The 13353-nt window shown below is 56.6% G+C and carries 11 protein-coding genes; 9 read left to right on the top strand and 2 right to left on the bottom strand.

The features are described from left to right. The first annotated feature begins 11 nt into the window (after positions 1-11). Genes HY011_33205 through HY011_33190 form a run of 4 tightly spaced genes read left to right on the top strand, consistent with a single transcriptional unit; the run spans position 12 to position 3342 of the window. Positions 12-698, top strand: a complete 687-nt coding sequence (locus tag HY011_33205; protein MBI3427807.1) for an HAD family hydrolase — start codon at positions 12-14, stop codon at positions 696-698. Next, entirely contained in the window at positions 686-1756 is a 1071-nt protein-coding gene (locus HY011_33200) for a glycosyltransferase family 9 protein (GenBank protein MBI3427806.1), read from the top strand. Before HY011_33205 ends, HY011_33200 begins: the two co-directional genes overlap by 13 nt. Next, positions 1756-2337, top strand: coding sequence for an isoprenylcysteine carboxylmethyltransferase family protein (locus HY011_33195; GenBank protein MBI3427805.1), 582 nt, complete (start codon positions 1756-1758; stop codon positions 2335-2337). Before HY011_33200 ends, HY011_33195 begins: the two co-directional genes overlap by 1 nt. Next, complete coding sequence (locus HY011_33190) at positions 2338-3342, top strand: DUF3108 domain-containing protein (GenBank protein ID MBI3427804.1); 1005 nt, start codon at positions 2338-2340, stop codon at positions 3340-3342. A gap of 7 nt (positions 3343-3349) precedes the next feature. On the opposite strand, the gene purL is transcribed toward HY011_33190, so the two are convergent. Both purL and purQ read right to left on the bottom strand, forming a co-directional pair. Beyond that, positions 3350-5710, bottom strand: coding sequence for a phosphoribosylformylglycinamidine synthase subunit PurL (purL, locus tag HY011_33185; GenBank protein ID MBI3427803.1), 2361 nt, complete (start codon positions 5708-5710; stop codon positions 3350-3352). Between the two features lie 65 nt (positions 5711-5775). Beyond that, positions 5776-6486, bottom strand: a complete 711-nt coding sequence (gene purQ / locus HY011_33180) for a phosphoribosylformylglycinamidine synthase subunit PurQ (GenBank protein MBI3427802.1) — start codon at positions 6484-6486, stop codon at positions 5776-5778. Between the two features lie 174 nt (positions 6487-6660). Here purQ and HY011_33175 point away from each other — a divergent pair, with 174 nt between their 5' ends. From HY011_33175 to HY011_33155, 5 genes are all read left to right on the top strand, one after another. Then, positions 6661-7968, top strand: a complete 1308-nt coding sequence (locus tag HY011_33175) for a TlpA family protein disulfide reductase (GenBank protein MBI3427801.1) — start codon at positions 6661-6663, stop codon at positions 7966-7968. Positions 7969-7983: 15 nt separating this feature from the next. After that, entirely contained in the window at positions 7984-8625 is a 642-nt protein-coding gene (locus HY011_33170) for a zinc ribbon domain-containing protein (GenBank protein ID MBI3427800.1), read from the top strand. A gap of 55 nt (positions 8626-8680) precedes the next feature. Then, positions 8681-9379 carry an endonuclease III gene (locus HY011_33165; GenBank protein ID MBI3427799.1) on the top strand — a complete coding sequence of 233 codons (699 nt, stop codon included), beginning with the start codon at positions 8681-8683 and terminating at the stop codon, positions 9377-9379. 543 nt (positions 9380-9922) lie between these two features. Next, complete coding sequence (locus tag HY011_33160; GenBank protein MBI3427798.1) at positions 9923-11812, top strand: DUF1800 domain-containing protein; 1890 nt, start codon at positions 9923-9925, stop codon at positions 11810-11812. Between the two features lie 33 nt (positions 11813-11845). Continuing rightward, a complete protein-coding gene (locus HY011_33155; GenBank protein ID MBI3427797.1) occupies positions 11846-13108 on the top strand; it encodes a DUF1501 domain-containing protein in 1263 nt (420 codons plus the stop codon). Positions 13109-13353 lie beyond the last annotated feature (245 nt).

Here is a 13353-nt window from a genome sequence, read left to right as displayed (position 1 = left end):
GCAAATCGCTCATGAAAGACGCTAAAACCCAACTTGAACCGCGCCGCGCGATCTTCCTGGATCGTGATGGCACGCTGAATGAAGAGATGGGTTATCTGCGCTCACTGGCCGATTTGCGCTTCTGTGCGGGCGCGGTCGAAGCCGTGCGCTTGATCAATGAAGCTGATTGGTTGGCGCTGGTGCTGACCAATCAATCGGGCGTGGCGCGCGGTCTCTTCCCCGAATCGTTTATCGGCGAGGCGCACGCCGAAATGCAGCGCCGCTTGCAACCGGCTGGCGCGCGTCTGGATGCTTTTTATGTTTGCCCACATCTGCCGTTTGAGCATGTCGAAGTAAGTGAAGCCTTGCGGCAATATCGCATCGAGTGCGATTGCCGGAAGCCCAAACCGGGATTGATCAAGCAGGCAGCCGCAGATTTTGGGATTGATGTCGCGCGCAGCTTCGTCATTGGCGACCGGTACCGCGATGTGGAAATGGGGCACAGCGCGGGCGCGCAAGGCGTGCTCGTGCTGACAGGCTATGGCCGTGAAGAGTATGCGCAGCGCGCGCAATGGCCGCGCCAGCCGGAATTCGTCGCCGCAAATCTGCTCGAAGCCGTGCAGTTCATTTTGAGTACAGCGAGCGCTTGCCTTGAATCCGCGATCCGCAATCCGCAATCCGCAATCGAATCATCCGCTATCGAACCATGCGCATTTTGATTGTCAGACTTGGCGCCATCGGCGATGTCGTGCACACGCTGCCCGCGTTGGCGGCGCTGCGACGCACATGGCCGCAGGCCTATATCGCCTGGGCGGTCGAACGCGGCGGGGCGGCGAAGCTCTTGGCCGATACGCCGTATCTGGATGACTTGATCGAATTGGATCTGCGCGGCTGGCGCAAACGGCTCTGGCATCCCGCCACGTGGCGGGCGTCTTATCGAGCCGTGCAACGGCTGCACGAATCCGCCTTTGATGTGGCGTTGGATTTTCAAGGGCTGCTGAAATCGGCTGGCATCGTTAAATTTTCGCGCGCCCTGCGCCGCGTCGGTTTTGCGACCGAAGCCTTGCGTGAAAAGGCCAGCGCGGCGTGTTACACCGAACAGGTTGCCGTGGATGATCGCGGGCACATCATTGAAAAGAATCTGCAACTCGCCGCGCACCTCGGCTGCGAAATCGCCAAGCCTTATGTCTTCCCGCTTGCCTTGAATGAAGAAGACCGGCAGTTTGCCGCACAGTATGCGGCGCGCGGGTCGTTCGCCATTCTTAACCCCGGTGGCGGTTGGGTGACGAAGCTCTGGAGCACAGCAGGCTTTGCCGAAATTGCCGACCGTTTGTGGCAAGTTCACGGGCTGCGTTCGTTCGTGACTTACGGCCCGGGCGAAGAGGCACTGGCGCGCGCAGTGGTTGAGCAATCCCGCAGCGGCGCGGCGGAATTGCTGAATACCAATTTGAAAGAATTTGTCGCGCTGGCACTGCAAGCAAAACTTTTTGTCGGCGGCGATACCGGGCCGATGCATTTGGCGGCGGCGGCCAGCGCGCCGATTGTAGCGCTGTTCGGGCCGACTTCGGCGCGGCGCAACGGACCGTTCGCAGCGGAGGATGTCGTGGTCGAGCGCTTCGATTTGGATTGCCGCACCGATTGTTACCGCCGCCAATGCAGTCACATTTCGTGCATGAAGCTGCCGGTGGAAATGGTCTGGCAGGGCATTGAAAAACGCTTGCGGATTGCAGATTGCGGATTGCGGAATAAAGAAATGCCAGTGGTTTCGTTCAAGTGATGAAAGTAGAAACAGAAAACAGTTTTACCTGGCGCGCGCGGCTGCAACGGTTGCGCGTGCCGTTGGGCTTTGCGACGGCGGTGCTGTTTGTATTGGCGTCGCAACCGTCGTGGCGTTCGTTGGCGTGGGGCGCGCCGCTGGCGTTGCTGGGCGCGGGGCTGCGCGCCTGGGCGTCAGGGCATTTGCGCAAGAATGCTGAACTAGCGGTGAGCGGGCCATACGCGCATACGCGCAATCCGCTCTATTTCGGCAGCTTCGTGATGGCGCTCGGTTGCGCGGTGAGCGGCGGCGTGTGGTGGCTGGGCTTGTGGCTGTTGGTGTTCTTTATGCTGATTTACTGGCCGGTGATGCAAGCCGAGGCCGAACACATGACACGGCTGTTTGGCGCGGCCTATACGCAATGGGCGGCGGCGGTGCCGTTGTTCGTGCCGCGCTTGACGCCGTATGCCAGCGAACAGCGGCGCACGTTTGATTGGCAGCAGTATCTGCATCATCGCGAATATCGCGCGCTGTTCGGCGTGGCCGTGGTGCTTTGCCTCCTGGCATTGAAGCTGGGGTTGAAACTGGCTTGGCGAGGTTGAATGAGACGAGTTGTGGTGACCGCAAGTTTGGTTTGGCTGTTGTGTAGCGCGTGCTATCTGGCGTTTGTGCGCGCGCAAGCCGGCCCGGTCGTGACTGGTACCGCAGCGGCGCGAGCCAAACCCACGCCCACGCCGACATCCGCGTTGCCGCTGGCGCAGTTGCAGCGCGAGTTCAAATCCTTGCCGTTCAAAGCGGGCGAGAAGCTGGTTTACGAAGTCAAATTCACGCGCTTTCCCATTGCCGCCAAAGTCGGCGAGGTGACGTTTGAATACGTGGGCGAAGCCGAACCGCCGGGCCTCCCCGCCACCGAAGAGGAGTTTTTCAAGCGGCTCGATTTCGCCTTTCAACCCAACCCGCAAGAGCGTTATTTCCGGCTGCGGGCTAGCGCGGTTTCCAAGGGCATCCTGACCGCCCTTTTCGGCATTGATGTGCTGAACCGGTACGAAACGCTGGTTGACCGCCAGGATTTCAGCGCGCGCTTGCATTGGCACGAGATCAAGGAGGGGAAAAAAAATCAGTCGCAGGTGGCGCTGTTTGAACGCGAACCGGCTGCGGTGAATTACCAATTCACCGACCTGACCAAACCGCAAGCTGAAGTGAAGCGTAAGCCTTTGCCACGACCTGAAGGCATGCTTGATCTCATCTCTGCTTTGTATTTTGTGCGCTTGCAGAAACTGAAAGAAAACGAATTGCTGCGCTTCCCGGTCAGCGATGACGGCGTCAATTACGTATTCGAAATCGTGGTGGGCAAGAAAGAGAAACTCGGCACCGATTGCGGCAAGCTCAATACGATCCGCATCGAGCCGAAGCTGTTCGGCCCCGGCCAATTGTTCTCAAGGCAGGGCGAAATGACGATGTGGCTGACAGCGGACAAGAGCCACATCCCCGTCAAGCTCGTGGCCAAAACTTCGGCGGGTACGGCGAGCGCGCGGCTGCTCAATTTCAAAAACAACTGTTCGATTGTCGAACCGAGCAAGGAAGAGTTGGAGCCGATAACGAAATAACGCCCATTCAAGCCGCCGCCTGCAACGGACGATCCAAGCTTTGCGGCAACGCCTCATTCCAGGCCGTTTCTAGTTCAGCCACCGCTGCGTCTATCAGCGTTTCACCCGCACAAACGATGTTCAGGCGTTCACCGCCGACTTGCCCAATAACGGCGCAGGGCACTTTTGCTTGCGTTGCGCGTTCCTGCACTGCGGCCACATTCTCTGCCCTCACGCTCAACACAATTCGCGCGGGCGATTCGGCGAACAGCAGCGCCAGCTTTTGAGCAAGGCTGGCGGGCAGGCTTTGCAACCCGCTCGCTTGAAAATGTTCGCTCAGATCAAGCTGTGCGCCGAGCGCGGTGGCGCGGTAATGCGAGAAACAGCTTTCAGCCAGCGCCACAGCCAACCCGCCATCCGAGCAATCGTGCGCCGAGGCGACCAATCCGGTTTGAATGGCTTGCAAACAGACTTGTTGGACGGCGGTTTCCAGCGCCAGATCAAGTTGCGGGACAGCGCCAACCGCTTCGCCGGTTAGAACGGCGAGAGTTTCGCTGGCGCCCAGGTCGTTGCCGGTTTCGCCGAGCAGCAGGATCACATCGCCCGCCGCTTTGAACCATTGCGTGGTGGCGTGTTTGGCTTCTTCGATGACGCCGAGCATGCCGATGACGGGTGTGGGATAGATGCCGCGCCCTTCGGTTTCGTTATAAAAACTGACGTTGCCGCCGGTCACGGGGATGTTGAACGCGCGACAGGCTTCGCCGATGCCGTCAATCGTTTCGCTGAATGACCACATCACTTCGGGGCGTTGCGGGCTGGCGAAATTCAGGCAGTTGGTGATGGCGATTGGTTTTGCGCCGCTGCACACAACGTTGCGCGCGGCTTCGGCCACGGCCAGTTTCGCGCCTTCGCGTGGATTCAACTGGCAATAACGCCCATTGCCATCCAGCGACATCGCCAGGCTGCGGCGCGTTTCTTTGACGCGAATCACCGCCGCGTCGGAACCCGGCAGCACCACCGTGTTGGTGCGCACCATGTGATCGTATTGGCGGTAGACCCATTGTTTTGACGCAAGGTTGGGCGACGCGAGCAGGCGGTGCAAGATGTTAGTCAAGGCAGCCGGTTCGGACTTGAGATTCGAGATTTGAGATTTGAGATGGGCGACCAGTTGCGGCGTGACATCGGCAACCGGCGCAGAAACCGGCGCAGCCATTGGGCGTTGGTAACGCGGCGCTTCGTCAGTCAGGGCTTGGTTGGGAATGTCGGCGACCAGTTCGCCTTTGTGCCAGATGCGCAGGCGCGGCTCGGCGATCACTTTGCCAATGATGGCTACGTCCAGATCCCATTTACGAAAGATGTCCGCCACCTGGTTATCGTGACCGCGATTGGCCACGATGAGCATGCGTTCCTGCGATTCGGACAGCATCATTTCATAAGCCGTCATGTTCATTTCGCGCTGTGGCAGATGGTCGAGATTCAACTCGACGCCATTGCCCGCGCGCGCGCCCATTTCGCACGAGGACGAAGTCAGCCCGGCAGCCCCCATGTCCTGAATGCCAACGATGGCCCCGGCACGCATCGCTTCCAGACAGGCTTCCAGCAACAGCTTTTCGGCAAAGGGGTCGCCGACTTGCACGGTGGGACGTTTTTCCAGCGCGCTCTCGTCAAATTCCGCCGAGGCCATCGTGGCGCCGTGAATGCCGTCGCGGCCCGTCTTCGCGCCGACATAAATGACCGCGTTGCCGACGCCTTCGGCCTTGCCGTAAAAGATTTGCTCGCGGCGCACCAGGCCGAGCGCAAAGGCGTTGACCAGCGGATTGAGCGAATAGCAGTCGGCAAAATAGACTTCGCCGCCGATGGTCGGCACGCCAAAGGCATTGCCGTAATCGCCGATGCCTTTGACGACGCCTGCCACGATGCGGCGATTGCGCGCGATGCTCGTTGCCGAAGTCTGTTCGCGCGATTCATTAATTTCGGCATCGCGGATCGGGCCGAAGCGCAAACTGTTGAGCGCCGCGACAGGCCGCGCGCCCATCGTGAAAATGTCGCGCAGGATACCGCCGACGCCCGTGGCCGCGCCTTGGTACGGCTCGATGAAGGAAGGGTGATTGTGCGATTCGATCTTGAAGGCGGCGCACCAGCCATCGCCGATGTCCACGATGCCCGCGTTTTCGCCGGGGCCTTGCACGAGGGCTTCGCCTTCGACCGGCAGGCGTTTCAAATGCACGCGCGAGGATTTGTACGAGCAATGCTCCGACCACATCACTGAGAAGATGCCTAGTTCGGTGAAGGAAGGCTCGCGGCCCATCAGTTGTTTGATACGGTCGTACTCTTCAGGTGTGATGTTGTGCTGATCGAGGAGTTCCGGTGTGACTTTGAATTCAGGCATGGATGAATTTGAAATTGGAGATTTGAGATTACGCGCGTGTCTTTAATCATTCGCGCGCTTTTGGCTTAAGCGTGTTGCTTCAGCATTTCGCGCAAGCTGTCGGCCATCGAACGGAAGATGACGCGCCCATCGTTGCTGCCCAGGGCGCTTTCCGCCGCGCGTTCAGGGTGCGGCATCATGCCCAGCACATTGCGTTCGCGGTTGCAGATGCCAGCGATGCCGTTGAGTGAACCGTTCGGATTGGCGGCGTCAGTGATATTGCCGGTGGCGTCGCAATATCGAAAGATCACGCGGCCCTCGCCTTCAAGTTCGGCCAGCGTGGCCGGATCGCAAAAGTAATTGCCTTCGCCGTGCGCAATCGGCACGCTCAGGATTTGGCCGGCGCTGCAATCAGTGGTGAAGGGCGTATTGACCTGTTCGACGCGCAGATTGACGTGCTCGCAGATGTATTTCAGGCTGCGATTGCGTAACAACGCACCGGGCAGCAGGCCGGCTTCACACAGGATTTGAAAGCCGTTACAGATGCCGATGACCAGGCCGCCGCCGCTGGCGAATTCCTTGATCGAATTCATCACGGGCGAGAAACGCGCGATGGCGCCCGTGCGCAGGTAATCGCCGTAAGAGAAGCCGCCGGGCAAAATGATCGCGTCAAACGAGGTTACGTCGGTGTCTTTGTGCCAGATGAAATCTACGGGTTGGCCGATGACCTTGCTGATGACGTGATAGGCGTCGTGATCGCAATTCGATCCGGGAAAGATGACTACGCCGAATTTCATTAGTGCAGCGTCCTTTGCACGGATGGTGGGAGCTAGGCGGCGTTTGTACAACATCGTTCCAGGATTGTCCAGCCAGCGGCCAGATTAGAGTTGCATGGCTTGTGACGCTTTGCAGGTGCGCATAAAATGCGCGGCATCGTGAGCAACATAAACCATCGCGTATTTCGAGTACCTATGAAAACAAAGTTTCCCTTTGCCTGGCTGATTGGATTGACGGCGTGCTTGCTGCTGGTGGGCGAGGTGTTTGTTGTGGAGTGGGGGCAAGCGGGGCAAGCGGCACAGGTGGCGCAGAGGGATAAGAAGCCTTCTGATGCGTTGAACCAGGTGGTCAATCAGCAGCGCAAACAGATGACTGAAGTTTTGCGCAATGCGGAACAAGAGAAAGCGCAAGCGCCCGATCAACTCGAGGCTATTAAAACAGCGCTGCGGCAAATGGCGGTGCAACGCGTGGCTCCCTTCAAAGCAGCGGACTGGAAGGGCGAGGAGTTGCTGGCGTTGATTCGCCTGTATGAGATGGGCGAACAATATGCTCCCGCCGTTGAAGCATATCGCCTGTACCTGAAAGACCTGCGCAATCTAAACACCCTTGCCAAGGCACGGATTGGTTTGTTACGCGCGCTGCTGGAGACCGATCAACTTGCCGAGGCACTCAAAACCCTGAGTGAAACCAAGCTGGATTTTCCAGGCAGCTTCAATGAAGAGATGCCGCTGCGCCTGAGTTTGCAGAAGGACTTGGCCGTGGCTTTGCGCGAACGCGGACAGGTGGAGTTGAGCTTGCAGTTTGCGCGCGAGGCCTATGACTTCACGAAAAGCCCGCAAGCCATGAACCCGCGCTGGCGCGAAGTGGTTGATCCGTTGCGTCCGAATTTGGCCGCGCTGATCGTGGCGTTGCTGGAACAGGCGGGCAAACAAAAAGAGGCGGGCGAGTTTCATCAGCAAGTGCTCAAAACGGATTTCGATCCGCAATCGCAATGGCGCGACGCTTATCAAGCCGAACTCACCAGCGCGCGGCTGATTGGCAAGCCTGTGCCCGAGGTGCTGGCGCCGCGCTGGCTGGATGGGCAGCCCGTCAAGCTTAACGAGTTGCGCGGCAAGGTTGTGCTGGTAGATTTTTGGGCGCTGTGGTGCGCTCCCTGCGTCGCGGCCTTTCCGCACTTTCGCGAATGGCAAACGAAATATGCCGGCAGGGGCTTTGAGATTGTCGGTGTGACGCGCTTTTATGGACGTTCGGATGAGAAAGACGATTTGAATCGCGAGCAGGAATGGCAAGCCTTGCTGGCATTCAAACGCAAGCATCAATTGTCGTATTCTTGCGCCGTCGGCAAAATGGATGATGTCACCAACGACGAACGATATGGCGTCACCGGCTTGCCCACGACGATCCTGATTGACCGGCGTGGCAATGTGCGCGAAGTGCAACGTGGCGGTGGCAATTACCGCAAACTGGCGCAACGCATCGCCAAACTTATCGAAGAGAAGTAAGCGAGTCTCCCCACCATGTTCTGTCAAATTTGTGGCGCAAAACTTCGCTCCACGGCTCATTTCTGCAATCAGTGTGGCAAGCCGGTGCAAGAACGGTTTGGCAGCGCACTGTTAGCCACCCAAAAAGCGGCTACGCATGAATTAAAACCGGGACAAACCGCCGAACAAGAAGCGAGTTTAGGGCCGACGACACCGGAATTGACGCCCAAACCCCGCACCGACCAAATTGCTCAACGCGGAACTGAACGTCAGCCTCCTGCCAAATCTACTGCTGGTGAAGCTGAAGCTGCCCTTGAAAAGGGAACTGATTTCATGGGCACTCCACCCGGCGCGATCACCAATGTTTCGGCACGACTAGGGGCACAGTCGGCAAATGAAACTGTGCCTGATGATTCGCCAAAACAAAGCTATGGCGTCATTTCTTATGCGGTAACCCAGGTCGAAGAAGACACGCTGTCTGAGACGCCTCCGGCGGTTGATCTTTCCACCCTGGAATTACAACGCGGCGTGACGGGAAAACCATTTTTCACCCAATGGTTCATGCCCTCCGCGCCACCTGAACATAATCAACAGCATCGGCGGCTGGCGCGGGCCGTGCCCATCGTTTTGCTGGCCCTGGTGATATTGCTGGTCTTTGCTTATTGGGCGTCGAAGTAAGGCATCTCCGAAACATTTGCCTGGCGGCGCGCAGACCACCCAAACACTGATCGAAATGAAAGTGCAGATCGCGGTTGAACCGGCGGAGCTTGCTGAGAAACGCCAGCAACTCAAATACGTCACGCAAAACCTGGAAGCCGTTTATGGCTTTCCCCGCAACGACGGCACCGATGATCCGCTTGATGAACTCATTGGGACGATCCTTTCCCAAGCTACCACCAACCAAAATAGCCAGCGCACCTTCGCGAATTTGAAAGCCTGCTTCAAAGATTGGGAGGCCGTGCGGCGCGCCCGCCCGGAAAAGATCGAAGCCGCCATCAAACTGGGCGGATTGGCGCAGGTCAAATCCGTGGTGATCAAAAATCTCCTGAATGAAGTTAAAACGCGCGTCGGAAAACTGAGTCTGTCATTTTTACACACCGCACCTATCGAAGAAGCCAGAGACTTTTTGACAAGCTTGCCGGGGGTAGGGCCAAAAACCGCCGCATGTGTTTTGCTTTTTGCCTGCAAACAGCCGGTTTTCCCTATGGATACGCATATTTTTCGCATTGCCCGGCGGTTAGGACTGATTCCCGAAAAGGGCAGTGATACACAGGGGCACAGACGGATGGAACAATGGGTACCAGACTGTAAGCACTATGCGTTACACATCAATATGATTTTGCACGGACGGCGCATTTGTCATGCGCGTAATCCGCAATGCAAGCAATGCTGCCTGATCGAACATTGCCGTTTTGGACAAGCGGTTCTTTAACGTTGTAATGCCAAGTGGACAGAAAAAATGCAGACGTTGAGTTTAATTGTAGTGTTTTGTTGCAACTGTCTTCTGCGAAAGTTCCTGAGCCGATTTAGAAACATCTTCAAGTTGGAAAATTACTCTTGTGAAAACAATAGTTTAGAAGTCAAAAGTAGAAATGTCTTCAGGGATTTGATGAGTGGTATGGTCGTTGCAATATAGCTGCCCGACAAGCAATGCTTCAGTTTACGTAATGCTCTTACTACGGATGATGTTGGGGAACATCAAGGCGCTGGCTGGATTGCTAGCACTGATGCCGTAGACGAGTTAGAACGGCTGTCTTAGTTCGTATGGTTCTTGGGGGAGGCCTTACGAGTTTAGGCAGCCGTTCTTACATTAATGCCATTGTTTTACTTGCCAGCTTTTCAACCTGCCGCGCTAGAATCTTTCCCGACCAAACCAACACCACTGATCTCTAACCGTTCGTCATTCGCATTAAATCGTATATCAGGGTAAGTAGCGGTATCTTTGCCGTCTACCTTTGAAACTATGGAGAGAATTATGCCGAAAGGAACCAGAGAGCTAAGAAGATATGGCGCCTATTTGCTGATTGGATTGCTGGCCTGTGGCCCATCGTTCGGGCTTGCCCAGGAGATGAAGCAAAGGGGTAAAGACAAACCCGTCAATGTAAATGCCAAAGCTCTGACAGTGGAGCAAAAAGTGTTGCACCTGCTGGATCGCGCCAGCTTTGGCCCACGCCCCGGCGAAGTCGAACGCGTGCTGAAAATGGGCTGGCAGAAATATCTGGATGCGCAATTGAATCCCGAACGCCTTGACGATCAAGCCTTGGAACAGAAGCTCAAAAACATCGAAAGCCAGCGCTTGAGCAATAGTGAATTGGCGCAGACGTACTACCCCCCGCAACAAGTATTGGCAGCCACCTTAAAAGCACGTGGCTTGGACATTGCCGATATGAAAGGTGGGCAAGCGAACGCCGACCAGATGACGCCCGATAAGGCAAATGAACAGGCTAAAGATGGCAATGCGCGCCGGCGTGAGGCCAGGCGCGTATTGGCGGAAGCCGGTTATAAGCCCGGCCAGCAACTGATCGCCGAAACGCAGGCGGCCAAGATCCAACGCGCGGTGTACAGCGAGCGGCAATTGCAGGAAGTCATGACTGATTTCTGGTTCAATCACTTCAATGTTTATATGCAGAAGGGGGCCGACCGCGTACTGACGACTGCCTATGAACGCGACACGATTCGCCCGCGCGTGTTCGGCAAATTTGAAGACCTGCTTAAGGCGACAGCGGAAAGCCCGGCGATGCTTTGGTATCTGGACAATTGGCAGAGCGCGTCTCCGAATATGAAAATGCCTGCCTTTAACAACCGCAACGAATTACGTCAAATGCGGAGCGATGGGGATTTGACCAAAATTGACCGGCAGCGTCTAAAACAAATGCGCGAAGTGATGACACAACGCAATGCACAGAACCAGCAAAATCCCCAAGTTAAGCCACAGCCCAAACGCATGCCGCGCGGCATCAACGAAAATTACGCGCGCGAAATCATGGAATTGCATACATTGGGTGTGGATGGCGGCTACACGCAAAAGGACGTGCAGGAAGTGGCGCGCTGTTTTACCGGCTGGACGCTGCGCACTCCGCGGGCTGGAGCAGAGTTCTTTTTCAGCAAATTCATGCACGACGATGGTGAGAAAACGGTCTTGGGCAAAAAGATTCCGGCGGGTGGTGGTGTGCAGGATGGCTACGCTGTAATTCACATACTGGCAACGCAGCCTTCGACGGCCAAGTTCATCTCGACCAAACTGGCGCGCAAGTTCGTGGCCGACAACCCGCCACCGGCGCTGGTGAACAAAATGGCGCAGACCTTTCAGAAAACCGAAGGCGACATCCGCGAGGTCTTGAAGACCATGTTCAGCGCTCCCGGATTCTGGTCGCCAGAGGTTTACCGCACGAAGATCAAGACGCCGTTTGAAATGACTGTCAGCGCTGTCCGCGCTTTGGGGGCCGAAACCAACGGCAACCCGCAATTCCATCGCTGGCTGGCGCAAATGGGTGAAGGGCTGTTTTTGATGCAACCGCCGACTGGTTACCCCGACACGTCGGAGCAGTGGGTGAATACAGGTGCGTTGCTTGAGCGTATGAACTTCGCGCTGGCCTTGAGCGCCAATCGCATCGTCGGCACGCGGGTTGACCTGAGCAAGCTGGCACCGAGTGCGCCGCTGAACTCGCAAGCGCAGTTGGTTGATTATTACGCGAAGGTGCTCTTACGTGGGGAAGTCTCAGCGCAAACGCGGGCGACGATTGACAAGAGCTTGAGCGAAACCCAAGTGGCGATGAACAATCGTTCAGCCGCAGCGGAACCGGCAACAGACGCCGCGAAAATCGTCGGCTTACTTTTGGGTTCGCCGGAGTTTCAACGACAATAGCTTGGTCAAACTGGACGAAAGGAGAGCAAAGCAATGAACAGAAGATTTTTCCTGAAAAGTAGCGGCGTCGCGATGGCGAGCTTTAGCGTGGCGGTGAATTCCCCTTCGTTCTTGACGCGCACGTTGGCGCAAACGGGGACGAAAGGAAAACGCAAAATTCTGATCGCCCTTTTTCAACGTGGCGCGATGGATGGATTGAATGTCGTTGTTCCCTACGCCGAGCAGGAGTATTACGACCTGCGTCCAACCATCGCCATTCCGCGTCCCAAAGTTGGCGAGCCGAACGCGGCGCTTGATTTGGATGGGCATTTTGGCCTGCACCCGGCACTGGCGTCATTCAAGCCCATTTATGACGCCGGACAATTGGCCATCGTCCACGCGGTCGGTTCGCCCGACATTACGCGCTCACATTTCGATGCGCAGGATTACATGGAGTCCGCGACCCCTGGCGTGAAGAGTACGACCGATGGCTGGCTCAACCGCTACTTGCAAAGCAAAGCTGATGCGAAGGCGACGCCCTTCCGGGCCGTGGCAATGGGCGCGAATATGCCGCGCATGATGCAAGGCAAAGCACCCGCCCTTGCTATCAACAACCTGAACGACTTTGGCATTCGCACTGGAAACGGTGACGCCAAGGCTGTGCAGGGTGGATTCGAGGCGATGTATGCACAAGCCGCCAGCGAGGCTTTGCGTGGTACCGGGCACGAAACCTTCGAGGCCGTCAAGTTGCTGAAGCAGGTCAACCCCAATCAATATCAGCCGGCGGCGGGCGTGAACTATCCACGCGGCCCTTACGGCGACCGCTTGAAACAACTTGCCCAACTCATCAAATCGGATATCGGATTGGAAGTCGCCTTTGCCGACATTGGTGGTTGGGATACGCATGTGAACGAGGGGTCGGCGCAGGGCCAATTGGCCGGGCGTTTGACCGAATTCGGGCAGGGCATCGCGGCGCTTTATGCTGATCTCAAAGACCGCGCCGATGAAATCGTCATTCTGACGATGACCGAATTCGGGCGCACGGCCAAAGAAAACGGCAATCGCGGCACTGATCACGGTCACGCCAGTGCGATGTTTATGCTAGGCGGCAATGTCAAAGGCGGTAAAGTCTATGGCAAGTGGCCGGGTTTGAAGACCGAGCAATTGTATGAAGGCCGCGATTTGGCGGTGACAACAGATTTTCGCGATGTCTTTGCAGAGGTCGCCAAGTCACATCTGGGGGCGACCAGCCTGAATACGATTTTCCCGAGCTATCAAGTCAATCCGGCCAACTTCAAGGGCTTGCTGAAGAGTTGAGCCTGATGCGTTGAAACAATGTTCATCCGCTAGCTAAAAGATTCATTGAAGGGGTTAGCCCACTGGCTAGCCCCAAATTTTTTCCCATCCGCAATCACATTTCTTAAGACTTGCCAACCCAACGCTTATTAGTTGCATCGAAGAGCCGCTCCGCGATACTCTCTGGCTCGCACCGGACAGCCGGTACCCCGCTTTTGTAATTCAATAAGGTGAAGGGTAAGGTTGATTTGGCGGAAGCCTTGTTT

Source organism: Acidobacteriota bacterium (genome assembly GCA_016196035.1).
In the GTDB taxonomy this organism is placed as follows: Bacteria; Acidobacteriota; Blastocatellia; order RBC074; family RBC074; genus JACPYM01.
The sequence above is the reverse complement of the archived record's forward strand: the minus strand, read 5'-3'. Positions and strand labels throughout refer to the sequence as shown.

Coding starts and splice junctions, on each gene's coding strand:
- HY011_33200 (MBI3427806.1), top strand. CDS start 686: ATGCGCATTTTGATTGTCAGACTTGGCGCCATCGGCGATGTCGTGCAC.
- HY011_33190 (MBI3427804.1), top strand. CDS start 2,338: ATGAGACGAGTTGTGGTGACCGCAAGTTTGGTTTGGCTGTTGTGTAGC.
- HY011_33205 (MBI3427807.1), top strand. CDS start 12: ATGAAAGACGCTAAAACCCAACTTGAACCGCGCCGCGCGATCTTCCTG.
- HY011_33195 (MBI3427805.1), top strand. CDS start 1,756: ATGAAAGTAGAAACAGAAAACAGTTTTACCTGGCGCGCGCGGCTGCAA.
- HY011_33155 (MBI3427797.1), top strand. CDS start 11,846: ATGAACAGAAGATTTTTCCTGAAAAGTAGCGGCGTCGCGATGGCGAGC.
- HY011_33160 (MBI3427798.1), top strand. CDS start 9,923: ATGCCGAAAGGAACCAGAGAGCTAAGAAGATATGGCGCCTATTTGCTG.
- HY011_33175 (MBI3427801.1), top strand. CDS start 6,661: ATGAAAACAAAGTTTCCCTTTGCCTGGCTGATTGGATTGACGGCGTGC.
- purL (MBI3427803.1), bottom strand. CDS start 5,710: ATGCCTGAATTCAAAGTCACACCGGAACTCCTCGATCAGCACAACATC.
- purQ (MBI3427802.1), bottom strand. CDS start 6,486: ATGAAATTCGGCGTAGTCATCTTTCCCGGATCGAATTGCGATCACGAC.
- HY011_33165 (MBI3427799.1), top strand. CDS start 8,681: ATGAAAGTGCAGATCGCGGTTGAACCGGCGGAGCTTGCTGAGAAACGC.
- HY011_33170 (MBI3427800.1), top strand. CDS start 7,984: ATGTTCTGTCAAATTTGTGGCGCAAAACTTCGCTCCACGGCTCATTTC.